Below are 25188 nucleotides of genomic sequence, written 5' to 3' on the forward strand. Positions count from 1 at the left end.
GATCTCGCACAGGCAATTGCTGTATTTTCCATTCGCTAATCTTCGTCTCGACAAGTATTATGTGAACTAGAAGCACTTTGGAGGTTTTATGCTTACTCAAGATGTTAGCCAAGAGCTAAAAGATATCCTTGAACAGTTGCATGCTGAAGGAAAGGAGCCCACCGTTGCACTCGTGAAAGCGCGCTTAAGTACGTCGGTTCCGATGCCAGCCTTGATTACAACGTTAAAAAGTTGGAAGAGTTCAAACCGAGTCCCTAAGGTTGAAGTCGCAGCGAAGAAAGAAAGCTCTGACGCAGAGCGTATCGAACTGCTAGAAAAGCAGGTTGCGGATCTGACTGCTAGATTGGTTGCGATAGAAAAAACGCTAGAGAAATAGATAACGCTCTCTGTCCGTCACTCTAAAGAATGACAAACTTTTGTAGCGCGCAAAAATAAAAGGCTTGGCACAATGCCAAGCCTTTTCGTATTCGAATCAGGTTAGATTACCAACCCGTGATCTCACGTAGACCTTTACCGATGTCAGCAAGAGACTTAACTGTCTTAACACCTGCTGCTTCTAGTGCTGCGAATTTGTCTTCCGCTGTACCTTTACCACCAGAAATGATCGCACCTGCGTGACCCATACGCTTACCTGGAGGAGCAGTAACACCTGCGATGTAAGAAACAACTGGCTTAGTCACGTTCTCTTTGATGAACGCTGCAGCTTCTTCTTCCGCAGTACCACCGATCTCACCAATCATTACGATTGCTTCTGTTTCTGGGTCTTCTTGGAACAGTTTTAGGATATCGATGAAGTTTGAACCTGGGATTGGGTCACCACCGATACCAACACACGTAGACTGACCAAAGCCTTCATCTGTCGTTTGTTTAACTGCTTCATAAGTAAGAGTACCTGAACGAGATACGATACCTACTTTACCTTTCTTGTGGATGTGACCAGGCATGATACCGATTTTACACTCATCTGGAGTAATAAGACCCGGACAGTTAGGACCGATCATGCGAACGCCAGTCTCTTCTAGCTTCACTTTAACGTCGATCATGTCTGTCGTTGGGATACCTTCAGTGATCGTTACGATCAGCTCGATACCTGCGTCAATCGCTTCTAGGATTGCGTCTTTACAGAAAGGTGCAGGAACGTAGATAACTGTTGCAGTTGCGCCAGTTGCTTCTACAGCTTCACGTACAGTGTTGAATACAGGTAGACCTAGGTGAGTTTGACCACCTTTACCTGGAGAAACACCACCAACCATCTGCGTACCGTATGCGATAGCTTGCTCTGAGTGGAATGTACCTTGACCGCCAGTGAAACCCTGACAGATTACTTTAGTGTCTTTGTTAATTAGTACAGACATTATTTCGCCTCCGCAGCAGCAACAACTTTCTGAGCAGCATCTGTTAGAGATTCAGCTGCAATGATATCAACATCAGAATTAGCAAGTACTTCACGACCTAGGTCTGCGTTTGTACCTTCTAGACGAACAACAACTGGTACGCTTACGCCTACTTCTTTAACCGCACCGATAATACCTTCAGCGATCATGTCACAACGCACGATACCACCGAAAATGTTTACTAGCACTGCGCTAACATTGTCATCAGAAAGGATGATCTTGAATGCTTCAGCAACACGCTCTTTCGTTGCGCCGCCGCCTACATCAAGGAAGTTTGCTGGTTTGCCGCCGTGTAGGTTAACGATATCCATCGTACCCATTGCTAGACCTGCACCGTTAACCATACAGCCAACGTTACCGTCTAGTGCTACGTAGTTTAGTTCCCACTGTGCTGCGTGTGCTTCACGCTCATCTTCTTGAGATGGATCGTGCATTTCACGCAGTTTAGGCTGACGGTACATCGCGTTTGAGTCGATGTTGATCTTACCGTCTAGACAAAGAAGGTTGCCTTCACCTGTGATTACAAGTGGGTTGATCTCTAGTAGAGCTAGGTCGTACTGAGAGAACATTTGGCCAAGACCCATGAAGATCTTAACGAATTGTTTGATTTGATCGCCAACTAGACCAAGTTTGAACGCTAGTTCACGGCCTTGGTAAGCTTGAGGACCTACTAGAGGATCAATCGCAGATTGGTGAATCAACTCAGGAGTTTCTTCAGCGATTTTCTCAATGTCCACACCGCCTTCAGTAGACGCCATGAATACAATTTTACGAGTTGCACGGTCTACAACCGCGCCTAGGTAAAGTTCGTTAGCGATGTTAGACGCTTCTTCAACTAGGATTTTAGTTACAGGCTGACCATTTGCATCTGTTTGGTAAGTCACTAGGTTTTTACCTAGCCACTTTTGAGCAAACTCTTTAACGCCTTCTTTAGTGTCATGTAGTTCTACACCGCCCGCTTTACCGCGACCGCCAGCGTGTACTTGACACTTAACAACTTTCTTTTCAGTAGAGATACGACCTGCAGCTTCGAAAGCTTCTTGAGGTGTATCACATGCGAAACCTTCTGGTACAGGCAAACCGAATTCTGCAAACAGCTGTTTGGCTTGGTATTCATGCAAATTCATTTTGATATTCCGTTTATTTTCCCTTAAGGGATTATTATTTCCATAACGCCGCTATGTTGCGGCATCTGTAGGGTCTTCTCAAATAAATCACTAATCATTTCAATAACAAACAGTGATTCAAGTGAAGGCCAGACAGTTGAGCTAGTCTAGCCTTTGAAACTATCGAACGTCTAGCTACCCTGTGTAACTAGACGTTTTAGCGATATTAAACGTCTAATAGCAGACGTGCTGGATCTTCTAGCAACTCTTTAATCGTTACTAGGAAGCCAACAGACTCACGACCATCGATTAGACGGTGATCGTAAGACAGTGCTAGGTACATCATTGGCAGGATTTCAACCTTACCGTCCACCGCCATTGGGCGCTCTTGGATCTTGTGCATACCAAGGATTGCCGATTGAGGTGGGTTGATGATTGGTGTCGACATTAGAGAGCCAAATACACCACCGTTAGTGATTGTGAAGTTACCACCCATTAGCTCATCAACAGTTAGCTTGCCATCACGACCTTTGATTGCTAGCTCTTTGATGCCCTTCTCTACGTCAGCGAAACCTAGAGTGTCACAGTCTTTCAGTACTGGTGTTACTAGACCACGCGGCGTAGATACCGCCATGCTGATATCGAAGTAGTTGTGGTAAACAATGTCATCGCCATCGATAGATGCATTCACTTCAGGGTAACGTTTTAACGCTTCTGTTACTGCTTTCACGTAGAAAGACATGAAGCCTAGACGAATACCATGACGCTCTTCGAATTGGTCTTTGTACTGCTTACGAAGATCCATGATTGGTTTCATGTTCACTTCGTTAAACGTTGTCAGCATTGCAGTATTGTTCTTAGCTTCTAGAAGACGATTCGCGACTGTCTTACGTAGACGAGTCATTGGAACACGTTTCTGGCTACGAGCAGCTGCTGGTGCTTCTGCCGCTGGCGCTTCTGCTTTAGGTGCTGCTTTAGCGTTTGCGATGTGCGCATCAATATCTTCACGAGTGATACGACCGCCAACACCAGTACCTTTAACTTGGCTAGCTTCTAGACCATGTTCTGCAAGCAGACGACGAACAGCAGGGCTTAGCGCATCGTTGCTTTCTTCAGTCAGCGCAGCCTTGTGACGCTTATCTGGAGACGCTTCTGTAGATTCAGTTGTGTCTGTTGTTGGTTCACCGGCTACTGCACCTGGCTTAAGCTTAGCGATTAGCTGTTTAGAAAGTACTGTCGCACCTTCTTCTTCGATGATTGCTTCTAGAACACCCGCCTCAGGCGCAGGTACTTCTAGAACCACTTTATCAGTTTCGATATCAACCAATACTTCGTCACGCTCAACAACGTCACCAGGTTGTTTGTGCCAAGTTGCTACTGTAGCGTCTGCAACAGATTCAGGTAAATCTGGAACCAGAATTTCAATTGTCATATCTGTTTCTTCCTTTAACTTCTAGTTCTTAGTCCGAAGTTTTTGTATTCACGTTCAGCGCATCTTCAATAAGCGCTTTTTGTTGTTTCAGGTGTACTGACATATAGCCTACTGCTGGTGATGCTGAAGCTGGACGACCAGCATACTTAAGGTCAGCACCTGCAGGGATTGCAGCACGGAAGTTGTGTTGGCTACAGTACCAAGCACCTTGGTTTTGAGGCTCTTCTTGACACCACACGAAATCTTCAACGTTCGTGTATTGTTCGATTGCGGCTTTTACTTCATCCAGAGGGAATGGGTACAGCTGCTCAATACGAACAATCGCAACATCATCTTGTTCATTGTTGCGACGCTGCTCTAGAAGGTCGAAGTAAACCTTACCTGAACAGAACACAACACGTTTCACTTTCGCTGCATCCAGTTGGTCAATTTCAGGAATTGCTGGTTGGAATGTACCTTCCGCAAGCTCTTCCATAGTTGATGTACATAGGGGATGGCGAAGTAGAGATTTCGGAGACATCACAATCAGTGGACGACGCATAGGACGAACAACCTGACGGCGAATCATGTGATAAACCTGTGCTGGTGTTGAAGGAACAACAACCTGCATGTTTTGCTCAGCACACAATTGTAGGTAACGCTCTAGTCGCGCTGAAGAGTGCTCTGGTCCCTGACCTTCATAACCATGCGGTAACAGCATTGTTAGGCCACATAGACGAGCCCATTTTTGTTCACCAGAAGAGATAAATTGGTCAATCACAACCTGAGCGCCGTTCGCGAAGTCACCAAATTGCGCTTCCCATAGCGTCAGACCGCTTGGTTCTGCCGTTGCATAGCCGTATTCAAATGCCAGTACCGCTTCTTCAGAAAGGACTGAGTCGAATACTTGGAAAGGACCTTGCTTATCATGAATATTAGCAAGTGGTACATATGTACTTGCATCGCTCTGGTTGTGCAGAACTGAATGACGGTGGAAGAAAGTACCACGGCCAGAATCCTGACCAGAAATACGAATTCGCTTACCATCATCAACAATCGTTGCGTAGGCCAGTGTTTCCGCCATACCCCAGTCAACCGCTTTCTCGCCGCTGATCATCGCTTTACGATCATTGTAAAGTTTGTTTACGCGGCTTTGCAGCTTATGGCTATCAGGATACGTTGTTAAACGGTTACCCAATTCGATTAGGCGTTGTGCGTCAAACTTGTTGTCCCACTCAACATCCCAGTCGTGGCCAAGATATGGTGACCAGTCAACAGAATGTAGAGCCATAGGACGCCACTCTTTAACGACAACTTCACCGTGGTCTAGAGCATCACGGTACTCATTCACGAGTTGAGTCGCTGTATCAATACCCAGAATATCTTTCTCCATCAACACGTCAGCGTAAAGCTTACGAGGTGTCGGATGTTTCTTGATCTTCTGATACATCAGAGGCTGTGTTGCGTTTGGCTCATCGGCTTCGTTGTGACCATGACGACGGTAACAAACGAGGTCGATAACAACATCGCGCTTGAACTCGTTACGATAATCAAGTGCGATACGTGTAACGAAGGCAACCGCTTCTGGGTCATCTGCGTTAACGTGGAAAATAGGTGCCTGTACCATCTTAGCGATATCAGTACAGTACATTGTAGAACGGGTATCGTTAGGGTTTGATGTCGTGAAACCAACTTGGTTGTTTACAACAATACGAACCGTACCACCAACTTGGAAACCACGCGCTTGAGACATGTTAAATGTTTCAGCCACTACACCCTGACCTGCGATTGCAGAGTCACCGTGAATAGTAATTGGAAGTACCGTGCTACCAGTCTTATCGCCTAGACGATCTTGACGTGCGCGTACCGAACCAATAACTACTGGGTTAACGATCTCTAAGTGAGATGGGTTAAATGCAAGTGCTAGGTGAACGTCGCCACCTGGTGTTGCGAAATCCGCAGAGAAACCTTGGTGATACTTAACATCACCTGTACCCCAAGTCTCGTCATGCTTACCAGCAAACTCATCAAATAGGTCTTGTGGTTTTTTACCCAACACGTTTACTAACATGTTAAGACGTCCACGGTGAGCCATACCAACAACGACTTCACGCATACCGCTCTTACCCGCGTGACGAATCAGTTCTTTCGTCATTGGAATAAGTGCATCACCACCTTCTAACGAGAATCGCTTAGCACCTGGGAATTTAGCCCCAAGGTAACGCTCTAGACCTTCAGCTGCTGTCAGCTCGTCTAGGAACATGTGTTTTTCTTCGTTAGTGAATGATGGTTGGCCTACTACAGATTCTAAACGCTGTTGAATCCAACGTTTCTGCTCTGTATCTGTCATGTGCATATACTCAGCACCGATAGATCCACAGTACGTTTTTTTAAGCGCAGAGTAGATGTCTTTCAACAGCATGGTCTCTTGCCCAATGGCAAATGAACCAACGTTGAATGACTCTTCTAGGTCATCTTCATTAAGATTGTGGAATGCTGGGTCTAGCTCCGCCACAGGTGGACGTTGCCATAAACCAAGAGGGTCAAGCTGTGCCGCTTCGTGTCCACGGAATCGGTAAGCATTGATTAATTGGAGTACTTTAACTTGTTTAGCGTCGACATCTGGATCACTAACCTGGACACTGTAATGCTTTGTTTCTTGAGCGAGTCGTCTGAAGTAGTCACGGACACGTGAATGCGGTTGTTCAACCACTTCTTCTGATGGCTTAGGTAAACCATCAAATACACGTTTCCACTCCTCACTAACCAGATCGGGGTCACTTAGATACAGTTCGTAGAGGTCCTCTACATACGTTGCATTGGCGCCAGCCAAGTGTGAAGACTCGAGCCATGCCTTCATCACGCCGTTGTGCATATTTTCCCTTAACCAGTAGTTTTCACGTTTGCTTCGGTCTTACGCCGAGCTATTAAGAGCCGACCCAAATTAGGTCGGCAATTTTTTGTTAATTAGACAGAGCGGTTAACCAACATCGTCTTGATGTGACCAATCGCTTTCGTCGGATTTAATCCCTTAGGACAAACACTTACACAATTCATGATGCCATGGCAACGGAAAACGCTAAATGCATCATCAAGATTTGATAGACGTTCATCTGTTGCTGTATCTCGGCTATCAATTAACCAACGGTAAGCGGCAAGTAAACCTGCTGGACCAATGAATTTGTCCGGGTTCCACCAAAAAGATGGGCACGACGTTGTACAACATGCACACATGATACATTCGTACAGGCCATCTAAATGAGCACGCTCATCTGGTGTTTGTAAGTTCTCTCTTGATGGTGGCAATGCGCCGTCATCAATCAAGAAAGGTTTAACTTTCGCATAGTTATCGTAGAACTGTGTCATGTCAACGATAAGATCTCGCACGACAGGTAGACCTGGAAGCGGGCGAATCACGATCTTGTCTGCTTGTAGTGCAGAAAGTGGTGTGATACACGCCAGACCATTCTTACCATTCATGTTTAAGCCATCAGAACCACAAACACCTTCACGGCAAGAGCGACGGAACGCGATGCTTGGATCTTGCTCTTTCAGCAGGATCAACGCATCTAGTAGCATCATGTCCGAACCTTCATCAACCTCTAGCGTGTAGTCTTTCATGTACGGCTTTTGGTCAACATCTGGGTTGTAACGGTACAAAGAGAAATTCAGTTTCATAATAATGTCCTCCTTTCCTTAGTACGTACGTGCTTTAGGCGGAAACGCTTCACGATGAATCGGTTCCATATTTACATCACGTTTAGCCATCGCTTCCGTTTCTGGGTTGTAGATTGAGTGACATAGCCACTGCGAATCATCACGGTCAGGGAAGTCAAAACGAGCATGTGCACCACGGCTTTCTGTACGGTAGTTAGCCGCAACCGCTGTCGCGTAAGCTGTTTCCATCAAGTTTTCTAGCTCTAAACACTCAATACGCTGTGTGTTGAACTCTGTTGATTTATCAGCAAGGTGAGCGTTCTTCAGACGTTCACGAATCACTTTCAGCTCTTCTAGGCCTTTCGCCATTGCATCACCTTCACGGAATACCGAGAAGTTGTTCTGCATACATTGCTGTAAGTCTTTACGGATTTGAGCAGGGTCTTCACCCTCAGTGCTGTTTTCCCAGCGGTTGTAACGTTCTAGTGAACGCTCAATGTCTGCTTCAGTTGCTGGCTTAGCATCAGCTTGCTTAGCTAGAGTTTCACCTAGGTGTAAACCTGTCGCACGGCCAAATACCACCAAGTCTAGTAGCGAGTTACCACCAAGACGGTTAGCACCGTGTACTGATACAGAAGCAATTTCACCACAAGCGAATAGGCCTTGTACTTCAACGTCAGCGCCGTTTTCGTCTTGCTTAATAGCCTGACCAGAAACCTGAGTTGGTACACCACCCATCATATAGTGACATGTAGGGATTACAGGGATTGGCTCTTTCACTGGATCAACGTGAGCGAATGTACGAGACAGTTCACAAACACCAGGTAGGCGTGACTCTAGCGTCTCCTTACCTAGGTGGTCCAGTTTCAGTTTAATGTGTGGCCCCCATGGACCATCACAGCCACGGCCTTCACGGATTTCGATCATCATTGAACGAGCAACAACGTCACGACCAGCTAGGTCTTTCGCGTTAGGCGCGTAGCGCTCCATGAAGCGTTCGCCATCTTTGTTAAGAAGGTAACCACCTTCACCACGACAACCTTCTGTTACAAGAACACCTGCACCAGCGATACCCGTTGGGTGGAACTGCCACATTTCCATGTCTTGCATTGGAACACCTGCACGTAGCGCCATACCAACACCATCACCAGTATTAATGTGCGCATTCGTTGTCGATGCGTAAATACGACCAGCACCGCCTGTAGCAAGGATGGTTGCTTTAGACTTGAAGTAACAAACTTCGCCAGTTTCCATACATAGAGCAGTACAACCAAGCACTACACCATCTTCATTCTTAACGATATCTAGTGCATACCACTCTGAGAATACGGTTGTTTTGTGCTTGATGTTCTGTTGATAAAGCGTGTGTAGAAGTGCGTGACCTGTACGGTCAGCCGCCGCTGCTGTACGAGCCGCTTGCTCACCACCAAAGTTCTTTGACTGACCGCCGAAAGGACGTTGGTAAATAGTACCGTTGTCGAAACGAGAGAATGGGAGGCCCATTTTCTCAAGTTCAATAACTGATTCAGGGCCGTTCTTACACATGTATTCGATAGCGTCTTGGTCACCGATGTAGTCAGAACCTTTAACCGTATCGTACATGTGCTGTTCCCAGTGGTCTTCGTGCGCGTTACCTAGAGCAACCGTAATACCACCTTGAGCAGAAACAGTATGTGAACGTGTTGGAAATACTTTAGAAAGCAATGCACATGATAGGCCTTGCTCAGAGATTTGTAGTGCAGCACGCATACCTGCACCACCAGCGCCGATTACAACGGCGTCAAATTCGCGAACTGGAATAGACACTTACGCACCCCACAAAATAAATAGACCAGAGAAGAAGTAACCAAACAGCACAGCAATAACCGCTAACTGTAGGCCGCCACGAAGCTTAGCGCACTTAATGTAGTCAGTAAGAACCTGCCATAGACCAATCCATGCATGAATCAGAACAGATACAAGTGCCAGCATCGTGAACACTTTGGTGAATGTGCCACCAAAGAACTGAGTCCAAGATACGTAAGAGATATCGGTGAAAGCACAAAAGCTCACCAGATAAATTGTGTATAGCGTCATAATGATCGCTGTAGCACGAATCAACAAGAAATCGTGTACACCATTACGACCAAAAGATGAAATATGTTTTACCACACCATGATCCCCGCTAGTAGTGACAGAACGGCTGTCGCTGCGAATGCAACCTTAGCGCTCATTGCGCCAGATTCCAGCTCTTCAAAATGACCTAAATCCATCAGAAGGTGACGGATACCACCTGCAATGTGATAGGCCAATGCCGTTAGAATTCCCCACAAGATAAACTTCACGAAGAAGCCGTCGACGATGTCAACTGCTTGTGTGTAACCAACAGGAGAGGATAAGGAAATGGATAGTAACCAAAGTAGGATCCCGACCGCGACAAACGTAATCACACCGGATACACGGTGTAAAATAGATGCGATTGCTGTGATCGGAAAGCGGATGGTCTGTAAATCTAAATTAACAGGTCTTGACTTTCTTTCTTTCACGGGCTTGCTCACTCAGCTCCATTGAGCATTTATAGTTATGAACGAATTTTGGTTGCAAACCTGCAAAAGTTAACATTTATTTAACATCCAACCCCATCAAATGACCAGGTATTTTGTAAAAATTTTGTTAACAACAAGGATTAAAACTTCACCTCACAATTGTTTCAAGCCTTGAATTTATAAGGTTTCCACCAAAATTGACGGTGCCACTATACGGCTGGCAACATTCTAATACAATTGATGTAACAATTTTTGCTACACAGACCAGATTTTTAACGTTTTACATTTAAAAAATAATAACAAGTGCACACATCAGAGGAGAAAAATTGACTTTGATAACGAAGACACGTACAAAAATGTCACACAAACATCCTGGACGGATTAAATAATAAACAAAGGAGATTGTTATGGCAGATAAGAAAGCTATCCTTCATGTTGAAGGTCAAGCGCCTATCGAGCTGCCGATTATGGAAGGTGCCCTAGGCACACCTGTGATTGATGTTCGTAAACTGGGAGCAAATGGATATTTCACTTTCGACCCAGGTTTTCTTGCCACTGCATCTTGTGAATCCCAAATCACCTACATTGATGGCGGTAAAGGCATCCTTCTGCACCGCGGTTACCCTATTGATCAGTTGGCTAACAATGCTGATTACTTAGAAGTATGTTACATCCTTTTATACGGTGAAGCCCCTACACGTGAACAGTACGAGCAGTTCAAAACAACCGTGACTCGTCACACAATGGTCCATGAGCAAATTGCAAGTTTCTTCCACGGCTTCCGTCGTGATGCTCACCCAATGGCCGTTATGTGTGGTGTCGTTGGTGCACTGGCTGCGTTTTACCACGATTCATTAGATATCAACAACGACGAGCACCGTGAAATTGCTGCTTACCGTCTGCTTTCAAAAATGCCGACGCTTGCAGCAATGTGTTACAAGTACACTATCGGTCAGCCGTTCATTTACCCACGTAATGATCTGAACTATGCAGAAAACTTCCTGCACATGATGTTCGCAAATCCATGTGAAGAGTACGACGTTAACCCTGTTGTTGCTCAAGCAATGGATAAGATCTTTACTCTTCACGCAGACCACGAGCAAAACGCCTCAACGTCAACTGTTCGTCTATCTGGTTCATCTGGTGCAAACCCATTTGCGTGTATTGCAGCAGGTATCGCTTCTCTTTGGGGCCCAGCTCACGGCGGCGCAAACGAAGCATGTCTGAAGATGCTGGAAGAGATCGGCAGCGTAGAGAATATTCCAGAGTACGTTGCACGTGCGAAGGATAAAGAAGACCCATTCCGTTTGATGGGCTTTGGTCACCGCGTTTACAAGAACTACGACCCGCGTGCGACAGTAATGCGCGAAACGTGTCACGAAGTTCTTAAAGAGCTAAACATCAAAGATCCACTACTAGACGTAGCTATGGAACTTGAGCGTATTGCTCTATCTGACGAATACTTCGTTTCTAAGAAGCTATACCCTAACGTAGACTTCTACTCAGGTATCATTCTTAAAGCAATCGGTATCCCTGTTTCAATGTTTACGGTTATCTTCGCGATTTCTCGTACTATCGGTTGGATTGCTCACTGGAACGAAATGCACAGCGACCCACTAAACCGTATCGGTCGTCCTCGTCAGCTATACACTGGTGAAGTTCAGCGTGAGTTCTCACCTCTTCATGAGCGTGAATAGTCAGTAATACGTTTTCGTAAATACAAAAAAAGCCCTTTATAGGGCTTTTCTTTTTTATATCACTAGTTTCTTAGTCTTATACGATAGGACTATGTTCTGTTAACTGATCGACCGCAGATTGGCATGACAAGACGATGTGTGACGTTAACACTTCAACAGCTCCCTCTATATCTCTGCTTAACGCCAGATCCAACAATTGCTTGTGTTGCCTATCGAGCTGAGCGCGCACTTCTGTATCCGGATCAGAAATTCGGCGATATTTATCAAGTGCCGTTCCAAGCCTTTTAGAGAAATCGATAAGATAAGTGGAATCAGCTCCCGACAGCAAAATTGAATGAAACTCTTCATGCGCTTCACTCCACGCATCAAGATGATCAACCGATAGTCGAAGTCGTTCTAAACGGTAGTGAGCAGCCACTAATTTTGACTCCCAATCCATATCGCCACTGTTCAATGACAAACGTAATGCTTCGGTTTCAACCAGTATACGGGTTTGTCGAATCTCTAGAATATCTCGATAACTCAATTTAGGGACCGAAAACCCTTTATTGATTTGCTGTTCAAGTAACCCCTGGGCAGATAGCTGGCTCAATGCTTCTCTCAGCGGTGTCAAGCTTACATCATACTCATTCTTCAAATGCGAGATATTGAGCTTTTGCCCTGGCTGCAGTACTCCTTCAGATAATTCACGTTTGATACGTTCATAAATGATTGCGCTTTTAGTTTGTGACAAAGGCAATTTCCTTATTGACTAGTTACACACCATGTGGTTTATTTGTTGCACACTTTAAAAATAATCGATTATTTTTAAAAAGTACATAAATACAAGGATGATGTGTTAATGAAATTTAAATATTCTTTCGCGATTGCTGCTATTTTGGGTTCTGTTTCAACAATTTCTTTTGCTCAAGACGACGTTAAACTACCGTGTAACACCGCTAAACTGATTGTTCCATGGGGTGCAGGTGGTGGTACCGACATTATCTTTCGCACAATCGTAGAAGAAGCAAATGCTCAAGGTGCGAAGCCAAAATTGCAAGTTGTTAACATGCCAGGACGCAGTGGCAACAAAGGTTCCAAGAAATTCTTAAAATCTCGTAAAAATGGCTGTGAGCTACTTGCCATCCACCAATCGGTTATGACGAGCTACCTTGGCGGTCAGGCTAAAGTAAATTGGGATGGATATCAACCAGTTGCGCAACTTACTGAGACTGCTGAGTACATCGGTGTAAATGGTCAGCAGCCGTATTCTACGCTGGCTGAACTTCAATCTTACGCAAAACAAAATCCAAACTCCGTCGTTGCAGCCGGTTCGTTGGGCTCGACTTCTCACTACACCATGCTAATGCTAGAAGATGCACTAGGCGTTAAATTCCGCCATGTCTCTTACGATGGTACACGTGAGCGTACCACTGCCCTACTTTCAGGTAATGCTCATATCGGTCTAGCGAACTTAACTTCTTCTCGTAAAAACGTAGAAACAGGCGCGATCAAGCTGCTAGCCACTACGTCTGAAGGCCGTCAAAGCCAACTTCCAGAAGTTCCATCAGCGAAGGAGCAAGGCTTCGATGTTGAATTCGGCGTTCGTCGTGGTATCGCACTTCCAAAAGGAACTGACTCTAAAATCGTTACTCATTACGAAGAATTATTCGAAAAGGCAGTAAATAGCCCTAAGGTACAAGAAACGCTACGTGTTAAAGGTACTGAGGTGAAATTCCTAGCTTCGAATGATTATGCTGCAGCACTAGGTAACGAGTTTGGTTCATGGGAAGCGCTTGCAAAGCAAGTTGGTATCTACAACGTTAAGTAACTCTTTTAAGGGCGGGGAAATCCGCCCTCTTTAATTCGATTACTTGTTAGGGAGAGCAGGTATGAATCTTATCAACAAGGATAGCGTTGTTAGTTTAATGCTACTGTTGGGCTGTGGTGTGTTTATCAACGCATTAGGTGATATCGAACGCACAAACTACGGCACTATCACCTCAAATATCTGGCCAACCATCGTATTGTCTGTTCTGACAACTTTATGTGCTATCTACTTTCTAACTTCTCTTAAGCCGACTCAAGAAGAAAAAGAGTCCTTCAACTGGAAAACCTTTTTCCCTCGTAATGTTGTGATTGTTTTTGCTTTGTTTGCAGGTTTTGTTTATTCACTTCCTTTCCTTGGCATGCTAATCGGCGGAAGTACATTTGTGTTTCTTGTACTTACTGCAATTGGTCATAAGACAATGAAGTATGTGTTTATTCACTTAGGTATTGCCATTGGCAGTGTTGCTGTTATGTACGGCGTATTCACTTATGGATTGAGTGTAATGCTACCTGAAGGCGAGTTGTTGTACTCACTCATGTATTAAAGGAAAAATCCATGTTTGTAGATGTATTAGAAGCTGCAAATCAGCTATTCACACTCGACACTATGATGTTGATGGCAGCAGGTACTTTTGGTGGCTTGCTCGCGGGTTCGGTTCCGGGCTTTACCATCACAATGGCGATTGTATTAACACTACCGTTCACATTCGGTATGACTCCAATTCAAGGCTTAGCAACGATGATTTCTGTCATGGTTGGTGGCCTATCAGGCGGTTTAATGTCTGGCATGCTAACAGGTATTCCAGGCACACCGTCTTCCATTGCAACCACATTTGATGGTTTTCCTTTAGTACGTAAAGGGAAACCGGGCTTAGCTCTTGGCCTTGGTGTTTGGGCTTCGTTTTTTGGCGGTATTTTCTCAGCCGTAGTATTAGTGGTACTCGCTCCGCAGCTTGCAAATATAGGCCTAGAATTTGGCCCATGGGATTACTTTTCTCTGGTTCTTTTTGCCCTAACGATTACCGCAAGTTTATCTAACGACAGCCTCGTAAAAGGTTTGATTGCAGGTGCCTTAGGTCTCCTAGTTGCCTGTATAGGTACTGATGATCTTAATGGCGTAGAACGTTTTACTTTTGGCACTGAGTTTCTAGTCGATGGTTTCGCGTTTCTCCCTGTTCTGATTGGTCTGTTCGCATTCTCTCAGCTACTAGGAGACATCTCTGATCGCAATAAAGCGAAAGAGCCTTTAATGAAAGAGACAGGACAAGCGACTAAAATCAATCACTTCGCGGCTATCAAGCAAGTATTGTCTAGCTGGGTTAACCTATGTCGTTCAAGTGCAATTGGTGTATTTACCGGTATTCTTCCAGCTGCGGGCAGTTCTATCTCAAACGTTTTGGCATATGACCAAGCTAGGAAGTCTTCTAAAGAAAAAGAAGAGTTTGGTAAGGGGCACCCTGATGGTATCATCGCACCTGAAGCTTCAAACAACGCAACGGCTGGCGGTTCTCTTATCTCAATGATGGCACTTGGAATCCCAGGTGATGTGGTTACAGCAGTAATGTTAGGCGCATTGATGGTTCATAACATTGTTCCAAGCCCTGGTTTCATCAGTGAACAACCTGTATTGGCAAACGGTATTTTCATTGCCTTCTTTATTGCCCACTTCTTTATGGTTGGTTTGCAGTCTCTATGCCTTAAAGCGTTTGTTCAGGTGACCCGTGTCCCAATGTACACTTTGGCGTCAGTAATCCTACTTTACTGCTCAGTTGGCGTATTTTCGCTAAACAACTTAGAAGCAGATATATGGACGCTATTCATCTTTGGTGTAGTTGGTTTCGTATTAAAGGGGCTTGGCTTCCCACTCGCACCTATGATTTTGGGTGTAGTCCTTGGACACATCGCTGAAGTGAACTTCTCACGAGCGCTGTCTACCGACTCAGATCTAATGGTGTTCCTAACTCGCCCATGGTCGGCATTCTTCATTGTATTGGCACTGTTCTCTTCATGCTTCCCTGCGTACCAAAAAGGTAAACGCACTAATGCAGCGTGGGCAGGTTACTTTATGCCAATCATGATGTTCTCTCTTTCTGTTCCTCTATTCATGATGGATGGTGTTGTTCGCTCGGTTATCGCTGCAATTATCGTTGCAGCTGGCATTTATAACCTTTACCAACACATGAGTAGCTTAAAAGTTGTAAAAAAGGAAATTAACAATGCTTAGTAATGACGGATTATCTTATCCATACTCGTCACAACGTATGGCTACCTACGCTAAAAATGGCATGGTGGCGACTTCCCAGCCACTAGCAGCTCAGATCGGTGCAGACATTTTAAAGCAAGGTGGTAATGCCATTGATGCTGCGATTGCTACAGCCGCCGCGCTTACCGTCGTAGAACCAACAGGCTGTGGTATCGGTGGTGATGCATTTGCCATTGTATGGGTTAAGGACAAGCTCTACGGACTAAATGGCTCAAGCTTTGCGCCTGAAGCACTGACACCAGAACTAATGGAGCAACAAGGTCATGACAAGATGCCTCTTTACGGCTGGACACCTGTCACCGTACCTGGTATCCCAGCATCTTGGGCTGCATTGAGTGAGCGTTTTGGTAAACTGCCTTTTGCTGACCTGATGGAACCTGCTGCCAAGCTGGCAGAAGAAGGATTCCCTGTTTCACCAACAATCAGCTTCCTATGGAATAAAGCTGCACAAACATTCGATGCAGAGCTAGAAGGTGAGGTAAAACAAGCTTGGTTTGATATGTTCACAAAAAGTGGCAACGCACCAACTCCCGGTGAACTTTTCACAAGCCCAGGTCATGCCAGCACTCTACGTTCGATTGGCCAGACTAAAGCAACCAGCTTCTACCACGGTGATATCGCAGATAAAATTGATGCCTTTTCACAAAAGACAGGCGGTTTGATTCGTAAGTCTGATTTAGAGCGCTATGAAGTTGAGTGGGTTGACCCAATCAAGGTTAACTACAAAGGCTACGACGTGTGGGAGATCCCACCAAATGGTCAAGGCATGGTCGCGTTAATGGCGCTCAACATGCTAAAAAATGATGAATTCAAGAGCCGTGATGACCTAGAAACTATCCATAAACAGTGTGAAGCGATGAAGCTTGCCTATGTTGATGGTCAAGCGTACATCACGCAACGCGATAAGATGTCTGTATCTGTTGAAGGTTTACTGTCTGACGAATACGCACAGACACGTCGCAACTTAATTGGCGACAATGCGATTAAACCAACGATTGGTAAACCACCAGCTGGCGGTACGGTGTATCTAGCCGTTGCAGACAACGAAGGCAACATGGTGTCGTTTATTCAAAGTAACTACCACGGATTCGGTTCTGGTGTTGTAGTTCCAGATACTGGTATTGCGTTGCAAAATCGTGGAGAAAACTTCTCACTCGATCCAAATCACGATAATTACCTACAGCCAAATAAAAAAACCTACCATACCATTATCCCTGGATTTATCACTAAAGGTGATCAACCTGTTGGCCCGTTTGGTGTAATGGGCGGTTTTATGCAGCCTCAGGGGCATATGCAGGTCGTCATGAACATGATCGACTTTGGCTTAAACCCGCAAGCTGCGCTTGATGCCCCTCGCTGGCAGTGGATGGGTGATATGAATATCGGCTTAGAACAAGCGATGCCGAATCATATTGTGACAGGCATGCTGCGCAAAGGGCATAAGGTCCAAGTCGCATCAGATTACACCACTTATGGCCGTGGTCAGATTATCGTAAAAGATCCACTGACAGGCGTATTGTGTGGTGGCACAGAAGCTCGTACTGATGGCTCAATTGCAGCATTCTAGAGGCAGTAATGAAAACACAAATTGATTTGTTTAATGCATTCTTCCGCATTGGAATTTTTGGCTTTGGCGGCGGACCAACCATGATTCCATTGGTGCATAAAGAGGTAGTCGATAATTACCAATGGATGGAAGACGAAGAGTTTTCTAACGTGCTCGCCATTGGTAACACCCTTCCAGGGCCAATCGCTACAAAAATGGCAGGCTATATCGGTTATAAAGTTGGCGGTGTTACGGGGTGTATCAATGCAGTGATTGCCACCATTGTTCCACTGATCATTGTTATGATTGCGGGGCTTGGCCTTCTTAATGAATATCGAGATACCCCTTGGGTATCGGGTATGGCGCAAGGTGTCGTACCCATCGTTGCTTGGATGATGGCCAAACTTTGTTATGACTTTTTCCTCAAAGGTCACAAAGCTGTCGGCGCAGTCGCCACTGGGCTACTAGCGGTTGGTTCTCTAGGATTGATCCTCGGCTTTGGCGTTCACCCAGGTTTAATTGTTGCAGCGGTTTTGGTTGCTGTATTAATAAAACCTGAAAAGAAGTCTGAACTAGAAACCAACGAGCAGAAGGGCTAATTATGCAGGTTTATATTGATATCTTTTTAGCGTTCTTTATTCCGAACATCGTTGGCTACGGTGGTGGTCCTGCGATTATTCCACTTATTGAGGCTCAAGTCGTTGGTCATTACGGTTGGATGGATGCTAACCGCTTTGCAGAAGTTCTCGCGCTAGGCAATGCACTACCAAGCCCAATCGCAACCAAAATGGCGGGCTACATAGGCTATGAAGTCGGTGGTAGCCTAGGTGCGTTTATTGCTGTGTTTGCAACTGCAGCACCAACGATTCTTATCATGATCGTAGCGATGAGTATCTTATACAAATATCGCAATGCGCCTAAAGTGAAAGCGCTGAGCGCATGGGTTTTGCCCGTGATAGCAGCGCTGATGGTCATTCTTAGCTACAAACTGGTGCTTTCTGGCATTGAGTCTGGCGTCGTGCATTTTGCTTTGCTGTTTGTGTTTGCAGCCATCGCACTCGAAAAACTAAAGATTCACCCGACTTGGGTCATCTGCAGTGGTTTAGCGTATGGTGCGATATTCATGGGTTAACCTCTTTATCAACCCACAGAGTAAAAGCGCCACTCAAGTCGAGTGGCGTTTTTATACCAATCTGGATAAATAGGTGATCAGATAATTGCACAGAAAAAATCGCTTAGAGCAAGGCATAGATTGCCGCTAGCTAGTTGACCTACCTACACCATTCTTTCAAAACATAGCTATAACGAAGCTATTAGCGATTTTAGCAAGCAAGAATGACCAGATATTTATTTAGGTTGGTATTACTTTTAAACTGGGTTATCGATGTCGATAAACTCAACTTCTAAGTCATGCTCTTTTGCTAACCATTCCCCTAACGCTTTAATACCGTAACGTTCTGTTGCGTGGTGACCTGCTGCAAAGTAATGAATATCCTGCTCTCGAGCGGAATATGTCGTACGCTCTGAAATCTCACCAGAGATAAACGCATCTAAACCATACTGAGCAGCAAGCTCTATATAATCTTGGCCGCCACCAGTACACCAGCCAACCGTTTCAATCATCTTATCTGAATTTTCTGGGGCAATATGCAGCGGTTGACGATTCAAAACTCTATTGATTCTTTCTGAAAACTCAGCGCCAGTCACAGGGTTCTTTAAACGACCGAACATAGCCACCGATTGAGGGTGACCTTCAAGTCCACCTTCGACTTCGATCTCTAGCAGTCTTGCCAACTCTGCGTTATTACCAAGCTCAGGGTGAATATCTAACGGTAAGTGATAGCCCAACAAGTTAATGTCATTTTTGATTAATGTGCGGATTCGTTTGCCTTTCATGCCGCGAATAGGCTCAGGTTCACCTTTCCAAAAGTAACCATGGTGAACAAGCAATGCATCGGCATTTAACTCAACAGCTTTATCAATCAACGCCTGAGAAGCGGTCACACCTGTCACAACTCGCTTTATCTCTTGCGCCCCTTCAACTTGTAATCCATTCGGGCTGTAATCTTTAATCAGTTGAGGAGATAACTTCTCGTTAATTATCTTTTCCAATTGCAGGTTATTCATGGTCACTTCCAATTAATTATTTTTGCCAAAGTGTATACCTATCTGAGTTCTAGGTACAATGGCCCCAATGCAGAATCAATAGGAATCAGGATGAACCAACTACAACGCTTTTATCAATGGGTAGCTACCTCCCCTTCCCTATTTGAACTGCACCCACCAATGGTTGATTTTTTAAACGACACAATTCCTCCTCTCAGCGACTCTCTTCAATATGATGGGAACCCACGATTAGGCTTTTTATACCAGTACTTATGTACTCACGTTATCGAAAACACCGAATATTTAAAGATTGAACTTGAGGAGATCCAGCTCAATGCTGCCTGTGGTCGCACATTGGGTGCCATTGATTTAATCCTTCATAATCAACAGAAGCAACGTTTTGAGCATTGGGAAGTTGCAATCAAATTCTACCTGCTTCATAACGGCATTTGGTATGGCCCGAATGCTCATGACCAATTAGATAAGAAACTAGACCGTATGCTGAGTCATCAGCTAAAAATGAGTCACACCGATGAGTTTCGTAACGAGCACTCTCAATATGAGTCATTGACTGAACAACTTTTAATGCAAGGCCGGCTCTATATAAACCCATTCTCTCCCGAACAAGTACCGAATGAGTGCTTGGGCTATCCGCTCAATCCAACTCAAATTAATGGCTATTGGTGTTACCAGAGTCAATGGAATTTGCTTGAAGAGCCACTTTATGAACTCGAAAAGCCTTTGTGGGCGATTGGACGAGAGGAGTTTACGACGCCTATTGAAAAACCAGATGGAAGGTTTGTGCACGCACAAACAAAAAGTGGTCAGTTTTGGTTTGTTGTGCCAGATAGTTGGCCGAACAAATAAAAAGGGCCGACACAATGTCAGCCCTTAAGCGTATTTAGCTTAGAAAATTACAAGCCCGCGTTGGCGAAAACCTGATTCACAATCTCTTGAGCTTCTGCTTCGATCTGTTTCAGATGCTCTGCACCTTTGAAGCTTTCACAGTAGATTTTATAGATATCTTCAGTACCTGATGGACGCGCGGCAAACCAGCCATTCTCCGTCGTTACTTTCAGGCCACCAATCGCAGCACCATTGCCAGGAGCATGAGTCAAACGAGCCGTAATTGCGTCACCCGCAAGCATTTCAGCCGTTACCATGTCTGGTGAAAGCTTGGACAGTACGGCTTTTTGCTCACCGTTTGCGACCGCTTGGATGCGATTGTACTCAGACGAGCCGTGCTTCGCAGCTAGCTCTTCATAGTACTCTTGAGGGTTCTTGCCCGTTACCGCTGTGATTTCAGCAGCAAGTAAACATAGGATGATGCCATCTTTATCTGTAGACCAAGGAGTGCCGTCTTTACGTAGGAATGAAGCACCCGCAGACTCTTCGCCACCAAAGCCAAACTTGCCTTCGTACAAACCATCAACAAACCACTTAAAGCCCACTGGTACTTCACATAACTCACGACCAAGGTCTGCAACCACACGGTCAATCAACGCGCTTGATACCAATGTTTTACCAACTGCGACATCAGCGGCCCAGCCTTGACGGTGACGGTATAGGTAATCGATACATACCGCTAGGAAGTGGTTTGGATTCATTAAACCTTTTGGCGTCACGATGCCGTGGCGATCGTAATCTGGGTCGTTACCAAAGGCGAGCGCATACTCGTCTTTCAGCGCTAAAAGGCCAGCCATTGCGTATGGTGAAGAACAGTCCATACGAACAACACCATCTTTATCTAGAGACATGAACTGGAATGATGGATCAATCGCTTCGCTCACCAGTGTTAGGTCTAGGTTGTATGCTTGACCAATTTGACGCCAGTAATCAATACCACTGCCACCTAGAGGATCAACGCCCAGCTTCAGGTTTGCTTTTTGGATGGCTTCCATATCGATCACGTTCACTAGATCATCGATATACGGTTTAACAAGATCTTTCTCGACAAACAATTCAGACGCTTTCGCTTTCGCTAAAGGCATACGTTTCACGCCTTGAAGCCCTTCAGCAATAAGAACGTTAGCACGATCTTGAATAGCTTGAGTCAAACTGCCTTCCGCTGGACCACCATGCGTAGGGTTATATTTGATGCCACCATCTTGCGGTGGATTATGTGATGGCGTGATGACAATGCCATCTGCCTTAGCGTCATTTTTAAGATTATGAGTCAAGATAGCGTGTGATACACCCGGAGTTGGCGTGTAGCCATTCTCTTTCTGAACAATAACTTGCACACCATTGGCAATCAGTACTTCAACAACGGTAGAAAATGCAGGCTCCGACAGTGCGTGAGTGTCTTTACCAACAAATAGAGGGCCTGTTGTGCCTTTTTCTGCTCGAACTTCTGCTACCGCTTGAGCAATCGCCAAAATATGATGCTCATTGAACGTAGATTTATCTGCTGTACCTCGGTGGCCTGAAGTACCAAATTCGACTTTATGGTTTGAGTTAGCTGGGTCTGGTTGAAGTAAGAAGTAGTTCGCAACTAGGGCTGGAATATTGTGCAGGTCTTGCGGTTGAGCTTTTTGTCCCGCTCGTGGGTGCATAGCCATTTTGACATCCTTTCTTAAAATTATTAGAAATAAAAAAACCTCATAATACGTTATCGAAACAGTGCATTATGAGGTTTAAATCAGAATTCTTTAAATTGAGTTAGTGACCTTCTCAATTAAGTCTGATGGGAAATTCATTCTCGCCATCAGCTGGTCGACCATTTGCCTTTTCCTGCTGGTGTTGTTGTTGGTAATCACCCAGAACGGAGAACCTGGAATCGCCTTTGGCTTAGTCGTATTACCGTTTGCCAATAAGGTTTGCTCATTATTCGCGAAGTAAACGCGTTTGCGACCTTTCACTTGTGTCGCTTCAGAGAAACCATTCGGGTTAATGTGATGCAGTGTAGATAGAACCAACATAAAGCGATCAATCGCTTTTTTAAGGCCTGCAAACTCGTCAGAGATCAGCAATGAACGCATCTCTTTAACCGTGTCTACTGACTCTTCTTTAATTGCATCTTTACTTACCACCACACCCTTTGGTTGCGCCATAACCTTTGGCTGAGCTGCTACTGGAGCCTTAGCATCTGTCATTAGTAGACGACGCAGGATGTCCGAAGCACTTTCGCCAATGTCCTGGGTTTGACTTGCGATGTAACGGTATAGATCCTCATCAACCTCAATTGTTTTCATTCGCTTTTCACAATCTCTATGTTTAAACTCTGGGGGATTATAGCGAGATCTTTAATGAGACTCTACGGTTTACCTGTAACGAATAAAATAAAATGTCACAACTGCTCAACTACAAAGTCGAAGGTGAGGGTCACACCATTGTTTTGATCCATGGATTGTTTGGTAATTTAGATAACTTAGGTTTACTAGCACGAGATTTAAAGAAAGATCACCAGGTGGTCAGTGTCGATCTTCGTAACCATGGAATCTCGTTTCAAAGCGAACAGCATGACTATGCCTTAATGGCGCAAGATGTCCTTAACGTACTGGATCATCTCCAGCTCGAACAATACAGCATTGTCGGTCACTCAATGGGCGGGAAAGTAGCAATGAAGCTGGCTGAGCTCGCCGGTGAAAAGGTGGTGAAGCTACTTGTCCTCGACATGGCTCCGGTTGAGTACACTCAGAGCCGACACGATAACGTTTTTAATGGTTTAAAAGCCGTCGAGTCCCAAAAACCTACCTCGCGTAAACAAGCGTTAGAGATTCTCGCAGAGCACGTAGAGATTGAAGGTGTTAGACAATTCCTTGGCAAATCGCTTTACAACACGGGTGAGCACTTTGCATGGCGATTCAATGTCACTAGCCTTTGGGATAACTATTGGAACATTCTTGGCTGGAAGCGTATCGAAAAGATTGATACACCGACATTGTTCCTCAAAGGCGGTGATTCAGACTATTTAACGGCACAGCACCAACCTGAAGTTCAGCAACAGTTCAGCCGAGCAAAAGCACATGTCATTGCCAACACGGGACATTGGTTACATGCAGAAAAGCCCGCTGAAGTATTGCGTGCAATTCGTAAGTTCATTGGCTAAATGAGAATGAGAGGTCAGTTACGCGATCGCCGTTAACTTTATCTATTAACAGTGGTATAGTTCGGCGCAAGTAATTTGGCATAAAGGGATTCCATGCTTTACGACTACATGAACATGCTTGAGTCTATTGGTCTCGATCTTCTTTTTGCGTCTATCTTTTTCTTAATTGGTATGGCGATTAAAGATGTCTTAAAAGCGGGCAATGTCCCACCTTTCGGTCGTCGCATTGTATGGTTAGTCCTATTCCTTGGCTGTGCTGGTTTTATCGCAAAAGGTATTATTCAGCTTAGTTGGGAAGGTGGTGGCATAGGTTAACTTGACCGAACCCACAACAGAAAATAGTTAAAGGTAACGAATCTATGGCAAGTGTAGGCATCTTCTTTGGTAGCGACACAGGTAACACTGAAGCTGTTGCAAAGATGATTCAAAAGCAACTAGGTAAACAACTGGTTCACGTACAAGATATCGCAAAAAGCAGCAAGGAAGACATCGACAACTTCGATCTCCTTCTTCTTGGTATCCCAACGTGGTACTACGGCGAAGCACAATGTGATTGGGACGATTTCTTCCCAGAACTAGAGCAAATCGACTTCTCTACTAAGCTTGTGGCTATTTTTGGTTGTGGTGACCAAGAAGACTACGCAGAGTACTTCTGTGATGCTATGGGTACTGTTCGCGACATCGTTGAAGCGAAAGGCGGTACTATCCTTGGTTACACTTCAACTGAAGGCTACGAGTTTGAAGCGTCTAAAGGTCTAGTTGAAGGCGATGACAGTCAGTTTGTTGGTCTATGTGTTGACGAAGACCGCCAACCAGAGCTAACTGAAGAGCGCGTAAACAACTGGTGTAAGCAGATCCACGAAGAGATGTGCTTAGCTGAGCTTGAAGGCTAATACGCTGTGAGCGAATAAAAACCTCCACCTGTTGGAGGTTTTTTTATACCTGTACACGACCAGTTAGGCCGTATTTGGCTCCGCTTCTTCTCTATATTTCGGCTTTTTGCGCACATAGAGTTTGCGCTGAACTTCTGAGACAACATTCCCCTGACTGTCTTTTACATAGGTAACAAATTCCGGAAAACATTTATCTCCATCAGAGGTTTGCTCAAGAATGCTTTGTAACTGATCTTGTGTAACACAAAACTCAGCAAACAAATCACTCTGGCCCGGTTTAATGAAATTGATACTCGCCTCTTTGTCCCACACGTAGTACTGCTCTCCTAAAATCCCCATGAGCATCAAAGAATAAACGGGGTCTGTGAGGGAGAATATGCTACCGCCATACTGCGTTCTATTAGCATTCTTATTCCACCAACGTAATTTAAGCTTCACCTTCACTTCACGAAAGTCATCACTGATAGACTCAATTTTAATACCCGCCCCCCAAAACGGCGGCCAAGCATTTAAAGCAAACCTAACGATGTTTGGCTTGTAAATTTTTGCCAATGATTTATCCATTCTCTATCCCTGAGCAACAAAAAAGACTGAATTGTTAATCAATTGTAACTGGTCGGACATGAGTAATCAGTGACGCCGCACCACTTTATAAAAAAAGAGTAGTAACCCTTTGAACTTCGTGGTTTATTGTTAATGTCTACTACCCTATAATGATAGGAATATTGAA

At 44.9% G+C, this 25188-nt stretch carries 25 protein-coding genes; 12 read left to right on the forward strand and 13 right to left on the reverse strand.

Going from position 1 to position 25188, the window contains the following annotated elements:
• Nucleotides 1-88 precede the first annotated feature (88 nt).
• The gene (locus F0231_RS04260) at nt 89-376 is read left to right on the forward strand and encodes a hypothetical protein (RefSeq protein WP_171758484.1); all 288 of its coding nucleotides are present in this window, start codon (nt 89-91) and stop codon (nt 374-376) included.
• Nucleotides 377-482: 106 nt separating this feature from the next.
• Here F0231_RS04260 and sucD read toward each other — a convergent pair whose 3' ends face one another.
• The 8 genes from sucD to sdhC form a co-directional block, all read right to left on the reverse strand.
• Entirely contained in the window at nt 483-1355 is an 873-nt protein-coding gene (gene sucD, locus F0231_RS04265; RefSeq protein WP_005476019.1) for a succinate--CoA ligase subunit alpha, read from the reverse strand.
• Nucleotides 1355-2521 carry an ADP-forming succinate--CoA ligase subunit beta gene (gene sucC / locus F0231_RS04270; protein ID WP_171758485.1) on the reverse strand — a complete coding sequence of 389 codons (1167 nt, stop codon included), beginning with the start codon at nt 2519-2521 and terminating at the stop codon, nt 1355-1357. Before sucC ends, sucD begins: the two co-directional genes overlap by 1 nt.
• A 205-nt stretch (nt 2522-2726) precedes the next feature.
• The gene (gene odhB, locus F0231_RS04275; protein ID WP_171758486.1) at nt 2727-3932 is read right to left on the reverse strand and encodes a 2-oxoglutarate dehydrogenase complex dihydrolipoyllysine-residue succinyltransferase; all 1206 of its coding nucleotides are present in this window, start codon (nt 3930-3932) and stop codon (nt 2727-2729) included.
• A 28-nt stretch (nt 3933-3960) separates the two neighbouring features.
• Nucleotides 3961-6786, reverse strand: coding sequence for a 2-oxoglutarate dehydrogenase E1 component (gene sucA, locus F0231_RS04280; protein ID WP_171758487.1), 2826 nt, complete (start codon nt 6784-6786; stop codon nt 3961-3963).
• 92 nt (nt 6787-6878) lie between these two features.
• A complete protein-coding gene (locus tag F0231_RS04285; protein ID WP_171758488.1) occupies nt 6879-7589 on the reverse strand; it encodes a succinate dehydrogenase iron-sulfur subunit in 711 nt (236 codons plus the stop codon).
• A gap of 18 nt (nt 7590-7607) precedes the next feature.
• Nucleotides 7608-9374, reverse strand: a complete 1767-nt coding sequence (gene sdhA / locus F0231_RS04290) for a succinate dehydrogenase flavoprotein subunit (RefSeq protein ID WP_171758489.1) — start codon at nt 9372-9374, stop codon at nt 7608-7610.
• Entirely contained in the window at nt 9375-9719 is a 345-nt protein-coding gene (gene sdhD, locus F0231_RS04295; protein ID WP_004413188.1) for a succinate dehydrogenase, hydrophobic membrane anchor protein, read from the reverse strand.
• Entirely contained in the window at nt 9713-10105 is a 393-nt protein-coding gene (gene sdhC / locus F0231_RS04300) for a succinate dehydrogenase cytochrome b556 subunit (RefSeq protein ID WP_171758490.1), read from the reverse strand. The genes sdhD and sdhC overlap by 7 nt, the downstream gene beginning before the upstream one ends.
• A 395-nt stretch (nt 10106-10500) precedes the next feature.
• Here sdhC and F0231_RS04305 point away from each other — a divergent pair, with 395 nt between their 5' ends.
• Nucleotides 10501-11790, forward strand: a complete 1290-nt coding sequence (locus tag F0231_RS04305) for a citrate synthase (RefSeq protein ID WP_171758491.1) — start codon at nt 10501-10503, stop codon at nt 11788-11790.
• A gap of 76 nt (nt 11791-11866) precedes the next feature.
• On the opposite strand, the gene F0231_RS04310 is transcribed toward F0231_RS04305, so the two are convergent.
• On the reverse strand, nt 11867-12523 hold the full coding sequence (locus F0231_RS04310) for a GntR family transcriptional regulator (protein ID WP_171758492.1): 657 nt from the start codon (nt 12521-12523) through the stop codon (nt 11867-11869).
• A 108-nt stretch (nt 12524-12631) separates the two neighbouring features.
• On the opposite strand from F0231_RS04310, the gene F0231_RS04315 reads away from it, so the two are divergent.
• The 6 genes from F0231_RS04315 (at nt 12632) to F0231_RS04340 (ending at nt 18540) form a co-directional block, all read left to right on the forward strand.
• Nucleotides 12632-13600, forward strand: coding sequence for a tripartite tricarboxylate transporter substrate binding protein (locus F0231_RS04315; protein ID WP_171758493.1), 969 nt, complete (start codon nt 12632-12634; stop codon nt 13598-13600).
• A 61-nt stretch (nt 13601-13661) separates the two neighbouring features.
• On the forward strand, nt 13662-14144 hold the full coding sequence (locus F0231_RS04320; protein ID WP_171758494.1) for a tripartite tricarboxylate transporter TctB family protein: 483 nt from the start codon (nt 13662-13664) through the stop codon (nt 14142-14144).
• Nucleotides 14145-14155: 11 nt separating this feature from the next.
• Nucleotides 14156-15823 (forward strand): tripartite tricarboxylate transporter permease, encoded by a 1668-nt coding sequence (locus F0231_RS04325; protein WP_171758495.1) that lies wholly within the window; start codon nt 14156-14158, stop codon nt 15821-15823.
• A complete protein-coding gene (gene ggt, locus F0231_RS04330; RefSeq protein ID WP_171758496.1) occupies nt 15816-17429 on the forward strand; it encodes a gamma-glutamyltransferase in 1614 nt (537 codons plus the stop codon). Before F0231_RS04325 ends, ggt begins: the two co-directional genes overlap by 8 nt.
• A gap of 8 nt (nt 17430-17437) precedes the next feature.
• Nucleotides 17438-18007, forward strand: a complete 570-nt coding sequence (locus F0231_RS04335) for a chromate transporter (protein WP_171758497.1) — start codon at nt 17438-17440, stop codon at nt 18005-18007.
• Between the two features lie 2 nt (nt 18008-18009).
• Nucleotides 18010-18540 carry a chromate transporter gene (locus F0231_RS04340; protein ID WP_171758498.1) on the forward strand — a complete coding sequence of 177 codons (531 nt, stop codon included), beginning with the start codon at nt 18010-18012 and terminating at the stop codon, nt 18538-18540.
• Nucleotides 18541-18776: 236 nt separating this feature from the next.
• Here F0231_RS04340 and F0231_RS04345 read toward each other — a convergent pair whose 3' ends face one another.
• Nucleotides 18777-19535 carry a Nif3-like dinuclear metal center hexameric protein gene (locus tag F0231_RS04345; protein WP_171758499.1) on the reverse strand — a complete coding sequence of 253 codons (759 nt, stop codon included), beginning with the start codon at nt 19533-19535 and terminating at the stop codon, nt 18777-18779.
• Between the two features lie 90 nt (nt 19536-19625).
• On the opposite strand from F0231_RS04345, the gene F0231_RS04350 reads away from it, so the two are divergent.
• Entirely contained in the window at nt 19626-20381 is a 756-nt protein-coding gene (locus F0231_RS04350; RefSeq protein ID WP_171758500.1) for a DUF1853 family protein, read from the forward strand.
• 47 nt (nt 20382-20428) lie between these two features.
• Here F0231_RS04350 and pgm read toward each other — a convergent pair whose 3' ends face one another.
• Together pgm and seqA are read right to left on the reverse strand one after the other, a co-directional pair.
• A complete protein-coding gene (pgm, locus tag F0231_RS04355) occupies nt 20429-22075 on the reverse strand; it encodes a phosphoglucomutase (alpha-D-glucose-1,6-bisphosphate-dependent) (protein ID WP_171758501.1) in 1647 nt (548 codons plus the stop codon).
• 90 nt (nt 22076-22165) lie between these two features.
• Nucleotides 22166-22708, reverse strand: coding sequence for a replication initiation negative regulator SeqA (seqA, locus tag F0231_RS04360; protein ID WP_171758502.1), 543 nt, complete (start codon nt 22706-22708; stop codon nt 22166-22168).
• A gap of 92 nt (nt 22709-22800) precedes the next feature.
• Between seqA and F0231_RS04365 the strand changes: the two genes are divergently transcribed.
• The 3 genes from F0231_RS04365 to fldA all read left to right on the forward strand — a co-directional run bounded on the left by F0231_RS04365 (nt 22801) and on the right by fldA (nt 24458).
• The gene (locus F0231_RS04365; RefSeq protein ID WP_171758503.1) at nt 22801-23565 is read left to right on the forward strand and encodes an alpha/beta fold hydrolase; all 765 of its coding nucleotides are present in this window, start codon (nt 22801-22803) and stop codon (nt 23563-23565) included.
• A gap of 93 nt (nt 23566-23658) precedes the next feature.
• A complete protein-coding gene (locus tag F0231_RS04370) occupies nt 23659-23880 on the forward strand; it encodes a DUF2788 domain-containing protein (RefSeq protein WP_004413180.1) in 222 nt (73 codons plus the stop codon).
• Between the two features lie 44 nt (nt 23881-23924).
• Nucleotides 23925-24458, forward strand: coding sequence for a flavodoxin FldA (gene fldA / locus F0231_RS04375; protein WP_171758504.1), 534 nt, complete (start codon nt 23925-23927; stop codon nt 24456-24458).
• A gap of 63 nt (nt 24459-24521) precedes the next feature.
• Here the strand turns inward: fldA and F0231_RS04380 are convergent, their stop codons facing one another.
• The gene (locus F0231_RS04380) at nt 24522-25022 is read right to left on the reverse strand and encodes a DUF4442 domain-containing protein (protein WP_171758505.1); all 501 of its coding nucleotides are present in this window, start codon (nt 25020-25022) and stop codon (nt 24522-24524) included.
• Nucleotides 25023-25188: the final 166 nt, after the last annotated feature.

Origin of the sequence: Vibrio sp. RE86, assembly GCF_013114545.1 — a bacterium.
GTDB lineage: Bacteria > Pseudomonadota > Gammaproteobacteria > Enterobacterales > Vibrionaceae > Vibrio.